This window comes from Caenimonas terrae (genome assembly GCF_042655405.1).
GTDB lineage: Bacteria > Pseudomonadota > Gammaproteobacteria > Burkholderiales > Burkholderiaceae_C > Ramlibacter > Ramlibacter terrae_A.
On sequence record NZ_JBHSMF010000002.1, the window covers coordinates 1 to 14,386 of the forward strand.

At 72.1% G+C, this 14,386-nt stretch carries 12 protein-coding genes; 9 read left to right on the forward strand and 3 right to left on the reverse strand.

The features are described 5' to 3' along the window. Window positions 1-96 precede the first annotated feature (96 nt). The 3 genes from ACFPOE_RS00010 to ACFPOE_RS00020 all read left to right on the forward strand — a co-directional run bounded on the left by ACFPOE_RS00010 (window position 97) and on the right by ACFPOE_RS00020 (window position 6,306). The gene (locus ACFPOE_RS00010) at window positions 97-4,275 is read left to right on the forward strand and encodes a PAS domain S-box protein (RefSeq protein ID WP_376847940.1); all 4,179 of its coding nucleotides are present in this window, start codon (window positions 97-99) and stop codon (window positions 4,273-4,275) included. Window positions 4,276-4,399: 124 nt separating this feature from the next. Beyond that, window positions 4,400-4,846, forward strand: a complete 447-nt coding sequence (locus tag ACFPOE_RS00015; protein ID WP_376847941.1) for a C4-dicarboxylate ABC transporter substrate-binding protein — start codon at window positions 4,400-4,402, stop codon at window positions 4,844-4,846. Next, the gene (locus ACFPOE_RS00020) at window positions 4,843-6,306 is read left to right on the forward strand and encodes a TRAP transporter large permease subunit (protein WP_376847942.1); all 1,464 of its coding nucleotides are present in this window, start codon (window positions 4,843-4,845) and stop codon (window positions 6,304-6,306) included. Before ACFPOE_RS00015 ends, ACFPOE_RS00020 begins: the two co-directional genes overlap by 4 nt. A gap of 109 nt (window positions 6,307-6,415) precedes the next feature. Here the strand turns inward: ACFPOE_RS00020 and ACFPOE_RS00025 are convergent, their stop codons facing one another. Together ACFPOE_RS00025 and ACFPOE_RS00030 are read right to left on the reverse strand one after the other, a co-directional pair. Next, window positions 6,416-7,771 (reverse strand): ATP-binding protein, encoded by a 1,356-nt coding sequence (locus ACFPOE_RS00025; RefSeq protein ID WP_376847943.1) that lies wholly within the window; start codon window positions 7,769-7,771, stop codon window positions 6,416-6,418. Then, complete coding sequence (locus ACFPOE_RS00030; protein WP_376847944.1) at window positions 7,768-8,430, reverse strand: response regulator; 663 nt, start codon at window positions 8,428-8,430, stop codon at window positions 7,768-7,770. Before ACFPOE_RS00030 ends, ACFPOE_RS00025 begins: the two co-directional genes overlap by 4 nt. A gap of 113 nt (window positions 8,431-8,543) precedes the next feature. Here ACFPOE_RS00030 and dsbD point away from each other — a divergent pair, with 113 nt between their 5' ends. The 5 genes from dsbD to ACFPOE_RS00055 all read left to right on the forward strand — a co-directional run bounded on the left by dsbD (window position 8,544) and on the right by ACFPOE_RS00055 (window position 13,804). Next, complete coding sequence (gene dsbD / locus ACFPOE_RS00035; RefSeq protein ID WP_376847945.1) at window positions 8,544-10,325, forward strand: protein-disulfide reductase DsbD; 1,782 nt, start codon at window positions 8,544-8,546, stop codon at window positions 10,323-10,325. Further along, window positions 10,322-11,146, forward strand: a complete 825-nt coding sequence (locus ACFPOE_RS00040; protein WP_376847946.1) for a prolipoprotein diacylglyceryl transferase family protein — start codon at window positions 10,322-10,324, stop codon at window positions 11,144-11,146. The genes dsbD and ACFPOE_RS00040 overlap by 4 nt, the downstream gene beginning before the upstream one ends. A 10-nt stretch (window positions 11,147-11,156) precedes the next feature. After that, entirely contained in the window at window positions 11,157-11,978 is an 822-nt protein-coding gene (gene dsbG / locus ACFPOE_RS00045; RefSeq protein ID WP_376847947.1) for a thiol:disulfide interchange protein DsbG, read from the forward strand. A 102-nt stretch (window positions 11,979-12,080) separates the two neighbouring features. Next, entirely contained in the window at window positions 12,081-12,773 is a 693-nt protein-coding gene (locus tag ACFPOE_RS00050) for a c-type cytochrome (RefSeq protein WP_376847948.1), read from the forward strand. 137 nt (window positions 12,774-12,910) lie between these two features. Then, on the forward strand, window positions 12,911-13,804 hold the full coding sequence (locus ACFPOE_RS00055) for a c-type cytochrome (RefSeq protein WP_376848778.1): 894 nt from the start codon (window positions 12,911-12,913) through the stop codon (window positions 13,802-13,804). Between the two features lie 25 nt (window positions 13,805-13,829). Here the strand turns inward: ACFPOE_RS00055 and ACFPOE_RS00060 are convergent, their stop codons facing one another. Then, the gene (locus ACFPOE_RS00060) at window positions 13,830-14,057 is read right to left on the reverse strand and encodes a hypothetical protein (RefSeq protein WP_376847949.1); all 228 of its coding nucleotides are present in this window, start codon (window positions 14,055-14,057) and stop codon (window positions 13,830-13,832) included. A gap of 152 nt (window positions 14,058-14,209) precedes the next feature. On the opposite strand from ACFPOE_RS00060, the gene ACFPOE_RS00065 reads away from it, so the two are divergent. Then, window positions 14,210-14,386, forward strand: a complete 177-nt coding sequence (locus tag ACFPOE_RS00065; protein ID WP_376847950.1) for a hypothetical protein — start codon at window positions 14,210-14,212, stop codon at window positions 14,384-14,386.

Sequence of the window (14,386 nt, forward strand, 5' to 3'; positions counted from 1 at the left end):
CAGTCTCTCAAACCCAATCCGGATGAACACCGGATACAACCTATTGAAGCTTCACAGCTAGCCGGACGTGTTCCCGGCCATCGAGGCGCAAGGTTCATGAAGCGCCCGGGCTTCCTCGACCCGGCGAAACCATGGGGGTCCGTGTACGCCAGGCTGGTCTGCTTCGCCCTGCTCTGCACCTTGCCGGTCTTCCTCCTCATGGGCCTGGACTTCCAGCGCGAATCGCAGCGCAGCCGCGCCGCTGGCCTGGCGCAGGTCGATCAGCTCTCCGACACGCTGGAACGGCGGCTGGAGCAGGATTTCGTCAGCGCGGAAACGGTGGCACAGGCCATGGGCGCGCTGGAACTCGATCAACACGGCTGCGACGCCGCCCTGCGCCGTGCGTTGGCGGTCGCGGGCCCCCGGATCTCGAACCTCGCGATCGTCTCGCCGGCCGGGCAGATGCTGTGCAGCGCGGTGTATCCCGCACGGGCGAACAACCTGGCGGATCGTCCGTACTTCCAGCAGGCGCTGCAGACCAGGCAACCGGTTCTGAGCGGGTTCACGATCGGCCGGATGAGCGGGAAGGCCGGCCTGCAACTGGCCGTCCCCGTGCTGGGAGCCGATGGGCGCGTCACGGCGGTGGCGGTCGTGGGGCTGACCGCCGCCACGGTGGTCGCCGGCTTGCCGCGGCAGCCCGAGCTGCCGCTGCCGCTGGAGCTGTTCGACCGCAGCGGTGTGCTCGTGAGCAGCAGCTCGGACAGCCCCGAACTGCAGCCTGGCCAGAACTTCGCCGCCAGCGAAATCTTTGTCCGCAGGCAAGCGCTGACGCGCGCGGAAGCGGAACTGCCAGGGCTGGATGGCGTGCCGCGCGTGTACCGCGCCCGCGCGGTCCATTTCCGGGGCCAGACGGTCCTGTGGGCGATCAGCGGCGCGGACGTCCAGGCTCTCGCGGCCGGGGCGCAAGCCGCCGTGTGGCGCGACGTGATCGTCGTGCTGCTGCTGGCGCTGGCCGTCGCGGCGGTGGCGGTGCTTGCCACCCGGCCCCTGGTGCTGCGGCCGCACGAACTGGAACTGCGCAACGCCAGGCGGCTCGCCCGGCTTGGCACGTGGTTCCGGGACACGAAAAGCGGCGCGCTCGAATGGTCGGAAGAAACCTTCGAGCTGTTCGGCCGCGACCCCGCCCTCGGCGTGCCGAGCCTGGATGGACGCGCGGGCATCATGACCCCGGACAGCCTGGCCCTGCTACTGAGCTCGAGCCGCAGGGTGCTGGAGCAGGGGGAGCCCTTCGAAATCGAGGTCGAGGCGGTCCGCCCCGACCACAGGCCCTGCTGGATCCTGGCCCGAGGCGAGGCCGTGCGGGACCGCGTCGGCCGCATCAGCGGCGTGCGCGGCACGGTGCTCGACATCACGGAGCGCAAGCTGGCGGCGCAGGCCGTGCAGCGCAGCCAGCGCCAGTTGCGCCTGCTGATGGATGGGCTCGGGCCCGCCATGTTCGTGGGCTTGCTGACGCCCGACGGCGTGCTGGTCGAGATCAACCGCTCGCCGCTGCGGGCGGTCGGGATCGAGGCGCGGGACGTGCTGGGCAAGCATTTCGCCGAGACGCCCTGGTGGTGCGTTTCGCCGCAAGTCCAGCAGCAGTTGCGCGCCGCGATCGAACGCGCGGCCCAGGGCGAGGCCTCGCAGTACGAGGTGCGCGTGCAGGGCATCGGCGAGGAGCTGATCGACATCGACTTCTCGCTGCAGCCCCTGCGCGACGAGGCCGGCAAGGTGATCTTCCTGATCCCCTCGGCCAACGTCATCACCGAGCGCAAGCGGGCCGAAACGGCGCTGCGCGAAAGCGAGTCCGAGTTCCGCGCCCTGGCCGAGTCGATGCCACAGATCGTCTGGATGACGCGGCCCGACGGCTGGAACATCTACTTCAACCAGCGCTGGAGCGACTACACCGGCCTCACTGTGGCCGAGAGCAGCGGGCATGGCTGGAACAAGCCCTTCCATCCGGAGGACCAGCAGCGCGCCTGGGACGCGTGGCAGCTGGCCACGACGACGGTCAGCACCTACATGCTCGAATGCCGGCTGCGCCGCGCCGACGGGGCCTACCGCTGGTGGCTGCTGCGGGGGATTGCGCAGCGCGGTGCCGCCGGACAGGTGCTCAAGTGGGTCGGCACCTGCACCGACATCCACGACATCAAGCTCGCCGAGCTGGAGGTGTTGCGCGCCAACCGCGAGCTGCGGCAGCAGAAGATGGAACTGCAGGTGCTGTTCGACCTGACGCCGGCCGCCATCCTGTTCAAGGACACGGAGAACCGCATCCTGCGGATCAACCGGCGGGGAGCGCAGCTTGGAGGCTTCGAGGTGGCCGAGGTCGAAGGCCGGTCGGCGTCCGAGATCTTCCCCGAAGACGCGGCCGCGTCGCTGCTCGCGGACCAGGAGGTCATTCGCAGCGGCGAACCCCAACTGGGTTTCATCCGGCAGATGCGCTCCCGGCCCGGGCCGGAGGTCTGGATGCAGACAGACCGCGTGCCGTACCGGGACGACACGGGCCAGATCATCGGCATCGTCATCATGGCCCAGGACGTCTCCGACCGAAAGCGCGACCAGGATGCGCTGCGCGTACTCAATACCGACCTCGAGTCGCGCGTGCGCCAGCGCACCGCGGAACTGACCCTGGCGCGTTCGGAGGCCGAACTGGCCAGCGGGGCCAAGTCCGATTTCCTGGCCGCCATGAGCCACGAGATCCGCACGCCCATGAGCGGCATGCTGGGCTTGCTCGAGCTGCTGGAACTGGGCGACCTGGACGACGGCCAGAAATCGACCCTCACCGTGGCGCGCGACTCGGGCACGTCCCTGATGCGCATCATCGACGACATCCTGGACTTCTCCAAGATCGAGGCCAACAGCCTGGAGCTGAACCTGGTGGCCGGCTCGGTCGCGTCGGTCGTCACCAATGCCTGCCGCCTGCACGCCCAGGTGATCTCCAGCAAGAAGCTGGTGTTGCGCACGGACATCTCGGCGCACATCAGTCCCTTGCTGTCGTTCGATCCGCTGCGGCTCGGGCAGATCCTGAACAACTTCCTGAACAACGCCATCAAGTTCACCGCCGCCGGCTCGATCGACGTCTCGGTGGAGCTGATGGGCTGGCGCGACGAGATGGAGGAACTGCGCTTCGTCGTGCGGGACACCGGGATCGGCATGACGCCGGCGCAGGTGGACCGCCTGTTCCAGCCGTTCGTGCAGGCGGCGGCCGAAACCAGTGCCAAGTTCGGCGGCACCGGACTCGGGCTGGTCATCTGCAGGCGGCTGGCCGAGCTGATGGGGGGAGCGGTGGAAGTCGAGAGCGAGCTCGGCGTGGGAACCAGCATGGTGCTGCGGCTGCCGTTCGAGGTCTGCAAGGCGACCGGGGCCCTGCGGCCGGAGCACTCGGACCACGAGGCGCTCAGGAGGCTGGTGGCCGGGCGCCGGATCGCACCGTCGGTGGAAGCGGCGCAGGCAGACGGCAGCCTGCTGCTGATCGTCGACGACCACCCCACCAACCGCACCGTGCTGCTGCGGCAGGCCGCGGCGCTGGGCTACGCGGCCGAGATCGCGGAAGACGGCGCGCAGGCGCTGGCCGCGTGGCGCAGCGGCCGCTTTGCCGCGGTCATCACCGACTGCAGCATGCCCGTCATGGATGGCTACCAGCTGGCGCGCGCCATCCGCGCGGCGGAGTCGCACGGCACGGGCGAGCGCGTTCCGATCGTCGCCTGCACTGCCAATGCGCTGCCGTCGGCGGCCGAGTTCTGTTTCAGCGTGGGCATGGATGCCTGCCTGGTGAAGCCGGCGAGCCTGGCCGACCTCAGCGCCATCCTGGCGCGCTGGGTTCCGTTGGGTGGGGAGGCCGGGCCGACGGAGCGGGCTGCGGCAGCCGCGCCGCTTCCACCGGCTCTGCCGAAGCGCCGGGGATTGCTCGACCTCGCGCTGCTGGCGGAAATCTCCGGTGGCGACCCGGCGGCCCAGGCCGACATGCTGCTGGACCTGCGGCAGGCCAACGATGCCGATGCGGCGGCGTTGCGAGAGGGCTTCGCAGCGCAGGACTACGCCGTGGTCGTCCAGTTCGCGCACCGCATCCGGGGTTCCTGCCTGATGCTGGGTGCGACCTCGCTGGGCGAGGCCGGTTGCCGCATCGAGAAGGCAGCCGCGGCGGGTCAGGCAGCCGACCTGGGCGTGGCGATGGCCAGCTTCGACGCCGAACTGCAGCGCCTGAACGCGTATCTCGAAACGGTTTCGCGCCTGCCGCCCAGGCTCCTCGAAACATGAAGCCACGCGCGGTGCGGACACCCGTCAGGTTGAGGGCAGGCCGGCGCCGCGACAATGACGGCTGCCAAGAGCCCACGCGCATGCAACTCATCCCCGCTCCACCCTGCCCCCCGGGCGCTGCATGATGCGCCGGCTGACCCTGGGGGCCGCGCTTCTGGTGCTGCCGCTGGCGGCCCTGCTGCTGGCCCAGTGGCCGCTGCGCGACCTGGTGCAGGCGTTCTCGCGCCAGGCGAACGACATCGCCCAGATCCTGTTCGCGCTCTACATGGCAGTTGCCGTCACAGCGGCCAGCCGGGCCGGCACCCACCTGTGCGCACACCGGCCCCGGGCGCTGGCGCCGCGGCTGCGGGCCTGGCTGCTGTTCCTGTGCACCGCGCCCTGGGCGCTGTTCATGCTCTGGGCCGGCACCGGCCCGGCGATCGCCTCGCTGCGCCAGGCCGAACGATTCGGCGAGACGCTGACGCCCGGCTACTTCCTGATCCGCTGGGCGCTCTGGCTGCTTGCGCTGCTGGTGCTGGTCGACGCTGCAGCGAGCCTGTTGCGCCAACACCGGCGCCGCGCCGCGCCATGAGCACGGGCGGCCTGTGGATGCTGCTCACGCTGGGCGTGCTGGTGGTGGCGACCGGACTGCCGGTGTGGGCCTTGCTCACCGGCGTGGCCAGCGCCTTCGCCGTCGCCGGCGTGGCCACCGCTGCCTTCGACGCGGCGATCCTGCAGGCGCTGGCGCCGCGGGTGGTCAACCTGCTCGAACACGACCTGCTGCAGGCGATGCCGCTGTATGTCCTGATCGGCGTGCTGCTGCAACGGCTGCCGCTGGCCGACGCGCTCTACTCGTCGGCGGCGCGCCTGTTCGGGCGCACCGGCGCCGGTCCCTCGCTGGCGGCGCTGGCGGTCGGCGCCCTGGTGGCACCGATGAACGGCTCGGTGGCCTCCAGCTCGTCCCTGCTGTCGCGGCTGGTCGCGCCGCGGCTGCGCGGGCTCGCGCCAGCGCGAGCCGTGGTCCTGGTGAGCGCCGCCGCGACCATCGGCGTGGTGGTGCCGCCCTCGCTGGTGCTGATCCTGCTGGGCGACGCCATGCTGCGCGCCCACACCGAAGCCAGCAACACGCCCGGCTTCTCGCTGGGCGGGCAGAGCGTCGTCAGCACCCAGGACGTGCTGCACGCAGCTTTGGTGCCGGCGGCTGGCGTGCTGCTGTTGTGGGCTGTCCTGTCCTGGCGCCAGGGCCGCCAGCCCGGGGCCTCGGCTGCGACCGTGCCGGTCGCCGCGGGGCGGGTCGGGCTGGCCGCGGTGGCCGTGCTCGCCATCCTTGGGCTGCTGGCGGGCGTTTTCACCGGGCGGCTGTTCGCGGTCGAGGCGGCGGCCGCGGGCGGCTGCGCGCTGGTGGTTGCAACGCTGGCCAGCCGTTGCCTGGACCGGCCGCAATGGCGCTCCGTGCTGCTGGAAACACTGGCCCTGAGCGGCGCCCTGTTCGCCCTGCTGGTCGGTGCCACCACCTTCAGCCTGGTGTTCCGGCTGTTCGGCACCGACCGCTGGCTGGCCGATCAGGTGCTGCAGTCGCCGCTGCCGCCGCACGTGACCAGCGTGCTGGTGCTGCTGCTGGTGGCGCTGTGCGCCTGGGTGCTGGACGCGTTCGAGATGATCTTCGTGATCATCCCGATCGTCGCGCCGTTGCTGATCGTGCAGCTGCACGACGCGCAACAGGTGGCGGTGCTGTTGCTGCTGGTGCTGCAACTGAGTTTTCTGATGCCGCCGATGGGCTACGCGATCCTGATGACGCAGGCCCGCTCCGGGCTGCCCCAGGTGGCGCTGCGCCCGCTGCTGGCGGCGCTGGCCCCGTTCCTGGGCGCCATCGTCCTGGTCGCGGCCACCGTGTTCGCCGCGCCGGCCGTGGTGCACTGGCTCGACCCGCAAGCGCCGGCCGCGGGCGCGCCAGGCACGCCGGGCGCCGCACCGTCGGAGGAGGAGATCGTGCGGCGGATGAAGGAGATGGCCACCGAGCCGCCGGCGCAGGATGGGCCACAGGAGAAATAGCGGCGCGAGCGCAATGTCGGTCGCCGTCGCGGGTCAGCTGTTCCACTGTCTGGCCATGCAGGGTGCCGGCCGATCCATCAACATGGCGATTCAGCTCAAGGGGACTTGCTCACTCCGCTGCGGCCGGCAGGATCAGTTCGGCCCGCAGCCCGCCTCCGGGCCGCGGCGCCAGCCGGACCTCGCCCTGGTAGCGCATGGCGATCGTGCTGGCGATCGACAGGCCCAGGCCGCTGCCCAGCGGCGTCCTGCTGCGGCGCCAGAAGCGCTCCACCGCCTGGGCGCATTCGGCCGGCGTCATTCCGGGGCCGCGATCGAGCACCGTGAAGCGGATCCGGTTGCCGTCCGCTGCGTCGATTTCCAGCAGCACCGGGCTGCCATCCGGCGCGTAGCGCAGCGCGTTGTCCAGGAGATTGCGCAGCGCGGACACCAGCAGCATCGGCGGCACCGCCACGGCCAGCGGCCCTGCTGCTGCGGCCAACCGCACCCGGCCGGGGTTGCCGCTGCCGGCCTCGGCATCGCGCACCGCCTGGCCGGCCGCCTCGTACGCGTCCGCCTGCTCGCCGTCCTGGCTGTCCAGGTCGCCGTCCAGGCGGGCCAGCAGCAGCAGCTGTTCCAGCGTGCGCTGCATCCGCAGCACGCCTTCGCTGGCGTGGGCCAGCGACTGCGCCACGGCCGGGCCGACAGGATCGCGCTCCAGGGCCAGGCCCAGCACCTGCAGGTGGGTCTTCACCGCGGTGAGCGGGGTGCGCAGTTCGTGCGCCGCGTCGTCGGTGAAGCGGCGCTCGCGCGCGATCACGCCGCGCACCCGCTCCAGCAGGTGGCCGATGGTGCCCACCAGCGGGCTCAGTTCGGCCGGCACCGCGGTCGGCGCCAGTGCCGCGTCGTCGTCGGGGCGGCGCCGCGCCAGCTGGCGGCGGATCGCTTCGATCGGGGCCAGCCCGCGGCCGATGGCGAACCACAGCAGCAGCAGGCTGCCGGCCAGCGCCACCGCGAACGGCACGGCCGCCGCCAGCCCGATGTCGCGCATCAGGCCTTCGCGGACGTCGAGCCGGTCCGCGGTGGCGACGCGGATGCCGCCCTGCTGCAGCACGTAGGTGCGCCACTGCTTGCCGCCGAAGGTCTGCGTGCTGTAGCCCGGCGCGACCTCCGCCATGCGCGGGCTGGAAGCCGTCCTGGCCACCGTCTCGGGCATCACCTCGCCGCGCAGCAGGCTCACCTCGCAGGCCAGCCCGTCGCGCGCCACCACGTCCAGCAGCGGCCCGGCCGGCGGCCGTGCCGGCCCCGGCGTGGCCGGCAACTGGCCGACCAGCGCGGCGACCATGCGGGCCGAAGCGGCCAGCCGCTGGTCCAGCGCGGCCCGCATCTGGCTGCGCAGGTCGATGAACATCCACACCGCCACCAGCGTCCACAACACCAGCAGCGAGGCGCCGATGATTCCCAGCAGCCTGACGCGCAGGCTGGTCATCCGGCGCTTCCCAGCCGATAGCCCTGGCCGCGCACCGTCTGCACGATGTCGGCACCGAGCTTGCGGCGCAGGTGATGGATGTGGACGTTGACGGCGTTGCTCTCCACCTCCTGCGCGAAGCCGTACAGGCTGTCGCGCAGCTGGTCGGCGCTGAGGATCTGGCGCGGGTGCTGCAGCAGCGTGCGCAGCAGGGCCAGCTCGCGCCGGGCCAGCTCCACCGGGCGGCCGCGCAGCCACACCTCGCCGGTGGCCGGCTCGAAGGTCAGCGGCCCATGCTCGATGCGGTCGGCGCTGCGGCCTGCGCTGCGCCGCAACAGCGCGTGCAGGCGCGCCACCAGTTCGTCCAGGTCGAAGGGCTTGAGCAGGTAGTCGTCGGCGCCGGCCTGCAGGCCCTTGACCCGGTGCGCCACCGCATCGCGCGCCGTCAGCACCAGCACCGGCAGCGTCTCGCCGCGCTCGCGCCAGCGCACCAGCAGGCGCATGCCGTCCTCGTCAGGCAGGCCCAGGTCCAGCACGCAGGCATCGAACTGCGACGCGGCCAGCGCCGCTTCCGCCCGCCGCGCGCTGTCCATGTGGTCCACGGTGAAGCCGTGCAGGCCCAGGCCGGCGACGATGCCGCTGGCCACCAGCGCGTCGTCTTCGATCAACAGGATATGCAAGCGAATTTCTCCAGGGCTGTCGCACCCGCAGCATGGCACGGGAGCGGCGCACGCTGTTAACGCGGGCTTAATCGGCGGCCCCGATACTGCCGGCTGCCACCCGACCGCAAGCCATGACAACCCTTTCCCCATTCCGGCGCCAACTGGCGCGCCTCGCGCTCGGTGTGCTGCTGGCGGCCGCGGCCGCCGCATCGCAGGCCGAAGAAGGCTTCATGGAGCCGGAGCAGGCCTTCCAGCTGGCGGCCGACCAGCCGGCCGGCGGCGCCGGGCTGGCCCTGAACTGGACCATCGCGCCGGGCTACTACCTGTACCGCGACCGGCTGACGGTCACGGCCGGGCCCGGCGAAGCCTTGGGGCCGATCGTGCGGCCGGCCGGCCAGTCCAAGGCCGACCCCAACTTCGGCCAGGTCGAAGTCTACCACGACCGCGTCAGCCTGCAGGTGGACACGGGCCGGGCCACTTCGGTGCAGGTGAGCTGGCAGGGCTGCGCCGAAGCGGGCCTGTGCTATCCGCCGCAACACCGGACCGTGGCGCTGCAGCCGGGCGCCGGCGCGGCGCCGCCCGCCGCGACCGCCGGCACCGCCGGCGCAGGCGACAGCGGCATCACCCGCATGCTGGCGCAACGCAGCCTGCTGTGGACGCTGCCGCTGTTCTTCCTGACGGGGATCGCGCTGGCCTTCACGCCCTGCGTGCTGCCGATGGCGCCGATCGTCTCGGGCATCGTGGTCGGCAGCCAGGCGACGCCGCGCCGCGCCTTCGCGCTGTCGCTGGCCTTCGTGCTGGCGATGGCCGCGGTCTATGCCTCGCTCGGCCTGGCCGCCGCGATGGCCGGCGCGGGGCTGCAGGCGCTGCTGCAGAACCCGTGGACGGTGCTCGCCTTCGCCGCCGTGTTCGTGCTGCTGGCGCTGCCGATGTTCGGCCTGTTCGAGCTGCAGCTGCCGGCGTTGCTGCGCGACCGGCTGGCCACGGCCGGGCCGCGCCGCGGCGGCAGCATCGGCGGCGCTGCCGGCATGGGCGTGTTGTCGGCGCTGCTGGTGGGGCCCTGCATGACGGCGCCGCTGGCCGGCACGCTGCTGTACATCGCCCAGAGCGGCAACCTGGTGCAGGGCGCGCTGTTGCTGCTGGCACTGGGCCTGGGCATGGGCGTGCCGCTGCTGGTGCTGGGCACCGTCGGCGCGCGCTACCTGCCGCGTCCCGGTCCGTGGATGGACCGGGTCAAGGCCGGCTTCGGCTTCGTGTTGCTGGCCACCGCTGCGTGGATGGCCGCGCGGGTCGTGCCCGAACCGGTGGTGCTGCTGCTCTGGGGCGGCCTGCTGGTGGGACTGGCACTGGCGCTATGGCACATCGCCCTTGCGCCGCATGCCGCCGCGGCAACCGGTGCGCGCGTGCTGCTGCGGTCCGGCGCGGTGCTGGCCGGGCTCTGGGGTGGCGCGCTGGTGCTGGGCGCGGCGGCGGGCGCGACCGATCCGATGCGTCCGCTGGCGCCGGTGGCCGCCGCCCGGGCCGGCGCGCTGCCGGCGGCCCGACCGGCCTTCGAAACGATCACCGATCCGCAGGTGCTGCAGCTGCGGCTGGGCGCCGCCAGGGCCGCCGGAAAGCCGGCGCTGGTGGACTACTACGCCGACTGGTGTACCTCCTGCAAGACCCTGGAGCAGCAGGTCTTCGCCGACCCGCAGGTGCTGCAGGCGCTCCAGGGCGTGGTGCTGCTGCGGGCCGACGTCACCGCCAGCGATGCGCCCCAGCGCGCGCTGATGCAGCGCCACCAGGTGATGGGCCCACCCACCGTGCTGCTGTTCGACCGCCAGGGACTGGAGCGGCGCGATTCGCGCCTGGTCGGCGAGTTCAGCGCGGCCGACCTGCTGCAGCGCCAGCCCGCCCCCGGAAAGCCCTCATGAACCAGACGCTCCAGCTCGGCCCCCTGGCCTTCCCCTTCGCCCTGCTGCTGGCCATGGCGGCCCTGGCCCTGGGCCTGTTCGCCGGCCGCGCGCTGGGCCGGCGGACAGGCGTCGATCCCGAGCCGCTGCTGTGGCGCCTGCTGGCGGTCGGCGCGATCGCTGCGCGGCTGGCCTTCGTCCTGCAATTCCACGACGCCTATCTCAAGGCACCGCTGCAGATCCTCGACGTCCGCGACGGCGGCTGGACCCCGCTGGCGGGTTTCGCCGCGGCGGCCATCTATGCGATCGCCTGCGGGCTGCGGCGTGCGCCGCTGCGCTCGCCCCTGGCCGCGGCGCTGGGCACCGTCACCATCGTGTGGGCGGTGGGCACGCTGGTGCTGGGCGCGTTGTCCGGCGAAGTCGGGCGCCTGCCGGCGCTGCGGCTGCAGGCGCTGGACGGCCGGACCGTCGCCCTCGCCGACTTCCAGGGCAAGCCCACGGTGCTGAACCTGTGGGCCACCTGGTGCCCGCCCTGCCGGCGCGAGATGCCGGTGCTGCTGCAGGCCCAGGGGCAGCGGCCCGAGGTGAATTTCGTGTTCCTCAACCAGGGCGAGTCCGGCCCCACCGTGCAGGCCTTCCTGGCGGCGCAAGGGCTGCCGCTGCGCAACGTGCTGCTGGACGCGCGCGGCGAGGCCGGCATCCAGCTGGGCCACCGCGCCCTGCCGACCACGCTGTTCTTCGACGCGCAGGGCCGGCTGGTCGACACCCGGGTCGGCGAGCTGTCGCCGGCCACGCTGGACCAGCGGCTGGCAGCCGCATCCCCTTCTTCCCCAACCAAGTGACCGAGCCTGCATGACCTTCCGCACCATCCTGATTTCCCGAACCATCACCGGCGCACTGCTGCTGGCCGCCGGCGCCGGCCCCGCGCTCGCGCAGGAACGCCCGGCGCCGCTGCGGGCCCTGGAAAGCCAGGGCGTCACCATCGTCGGCACCTTCCCGGCGCCCGGCGGGCTGACCGCCTGGGCCGCCTACGCCGGCACGCAGCCGGTGGCTCTCTACGCGACGCCGGACGGCAAGCACGTGATCGCCGGCTCGATGCTCGACGCCGACGGCAGGAACATCACGCACGAAGCCCTCGACAAGGCGGTGCGCGCGCCGATGGCCGCCGGCATGTGGAAGCAGCTGGAAGCCAGCAACTGGATCGCCGACGGCCAGGCCAAGGCGCCGCGCACGGTCTATGTCTTCACCGACCCGAACTGCCCCTACTGCAACAAGTTCTGGTCCGATGCCAGGCCCTGGGTCGACAGCGGCAAGGTGGTGTTGCGCCACGTCATGGTGGGCATCCTGACGCCCACCAGCAGCGCCAAGGCAGCGGCCCTGCTGGCCGACAAGGATCCGTCGGCCGCGCTCGCGGCCCACGAACGCGGGCACGCGGCGGAAAACGCGAAGATCCTCGCTGCCGGGCGGCCCAGGCCGCTGGGCGACTCGGGCGTCAAGCCGCTGGCCAGCATTCCGGCGGCAGTGCAGGCCAAGCTGGACGCCAACGAAAAGCTGATGGCGCAATGGGGCCTGCACGCAACGCCGGCCGTGATCTGGCGCGACGCCGCCGGCCTGGTGCAGATGCGCAGCGGCGCGCCCGAAGGCGCACTGGCCGCGATCTTCGGGCCGCGCTGAGCTTCCAAGACCGTGCCAAGGGGAAGCTGCGGCCGCACGCAGCGCCCCGCCGGACTAAGATTCCAGCGTCGAAGCGATGCGCACTCTGCCGAAGGACCCCGGATGAGCGACGACAAGCAACTGCTGATCCTGCTGCTGGCCTGTGCCGGACTGGCGACGCCGGCCTGGGCCCAGGACGGCAGCATCGAGCAGGGCCGCCAGCTCGCCGCCCAGGGCGCGGGTGCTGCGGTCGCCGCCTGCGCCGGTTGCCACGGCGCGCGCGGCGAGGGCGGCGCCGCCTTTCCGCGGCTGGCCGGAACCGGGCAGGCTTACCTGCAGGCCCAGCTCGAGGCCTTCGCCAGCGGCGCGCGCAAGAACCCGTTGATGCAGCCGATCGCCCAGGGCCTGACGCCGGCGCAGCGGAAGTCGGTCACTCTCTACTACAGCCAGCTGCCGCCGCCGCTGCAGGCCGTCGACGCGGCCCGGCCGACCCCTGCCGACGCCGGCGCCTGGCTGGCCACCCGCGGGCGCTGGGCCGACCAGGTGCCGGCCTGCGCGCAGTGCCACGGACCCGGCGGCAACGGCGTCGGCGCCCATTTCCCTCCGCTGGCCGGATTGCCCGCCGCCTACATCGCGGCGCAGCTGCAGGCCTGGAAGGACGGCACGCGCCCGCCCGGTCCGCTGGGACTGATGCAGGCGGTCGCCAGCAAGCTCGGGCCGGCGGATGTCGGCGCCGTCAGTTCCTATTACGCGGGCCTGGGCGCGGCGGCGGCCGGCACCGCCCCGCCCGGCGAGAAAGGCAAGGCCACGCCATGAGTTCAGCATCCACCAACTCCGGGCCATCGCGCGTCAGCGGGCTGGCCGTCTTCCTGGGCCTGATGTCGGCCCTCGTGCTGGGCGTGGTGATCGGCGGGAACATCCTGTTCGAACGGTCGCTGCGCACGGCCGCCGTGGTGAAGCCCGCTGCCACCGTCGCCGCGGCGTCCGCCCCGACTGCGGCCGCCGCGGTGCCGGCAACGGCCGGATCGGCGCCGGCGCCGGCGCGCAGCGGGCCAGGCGTCTTCCAGCCGCCGCCGGAGAGCCGCTTTCCGCAGGGCGAGTACGGCAAGGTGGTCCGGCTCGGCGAGCAGGTCTTCACCGACACCGGCAAGTTCGCCGCCCGCTACGTCGGCAACGACCTCAGCTGCGCCAACTGCCACCTCGACGCCGGCCGCAAGGCGGGCTCGGCGCCGCTGTGGGCATCGTTCATCCACTACCCGGCCTACCGCAGCAAGACCGGGCAGGTGGACACGCTGGCCTCGCGCATCCAGGGCTGTTTCCAGTACAGCATGAACGGCAAGGCGCCGCCCCAGGACGACGAGGTCATCACTGCGCTGCAGACTTATGCCTTCTGGCTGGCGACCGGTGCGCCGGTCGGCACGCCGGTGGCCGGCAGCGGCTACCCCAAGCTGAAGAAGGCGGCGCAAGCGCCGGACTACGCGCGCGGCGAGCAGGTGTATGCGCAGAACTGCGCGCTGTGCCACGGCGCCGACGGCCAGGGCCAGCGCAGCGGCGACCGCCAGGTGTTCCCGCCGCTCTGGGGCGCGCGCTCGTTCAACTGGGGCGCCGGCATGCACCAGCTGGGCAACGCGGCCGGGTTCATCCAGGCCAACATGCCGCTGGGCAAGGGCGGCACGCTGAGCGAGCAGGACGCGTGGGACGTGGCGATGTTCATGAACAGCCACGAGCGGCCGCAGGACCCGCGCTTCGCCGGCTCGGTCGCGGCGACCCGCAAGAAGTACCACGACAGCGACGACTCGATGTACGGCCTGACGGTCAACGGCCACGTGCTGGGCGGCGGCCGCTGACAGCCGCCGCGCCCCGGCGCCGGACCTAGGCCTCCCAGCTGTCGCTGGGGCTGATCGGCTGCGGCGCCGTGCGGACCCAGCCCTTCTGGGCCTGCAGGTACTTCATCGCATTCCACACGTTGTCGTCGACCAGGCCGGTGCGCTGGTCGCGCCGGCGCGTGACCGATCCGGTCACCAGATTGGTGTCCCATCCCTGGTCGATCAGCTTCTGGGCCTGGTCGAGGATCTCTTGCGTGTGTGTGGAGGATGTCACGGCGGGTGCATGCTAACACCGGTCTTTGCCAGCGCCTAATCACGCGGCAGTGGCTCGCCGGATGGCCGAATTTCGCAGTCCCTCCATCGGCTTCTTCCTACGAAGCGCATCCCTTGCCGGCCGTACCTTTGGAGCTCAACCAAAGGATTTCCATGTCTGATCCCAGCTTCCTGCTTCAAAGTTCAGCCGCCAAGGACCTGATGGAACTGGCCCGCGACCTGCAGGCCCTGGTCGACTTCCGCGCCGGCGCGCTGGAACAGCCGCTGACCGGCCTGGATTTCGACATTTCCGGCTTCGACGCCGAGCCGGCGGCCCGCGCCAACCACTGA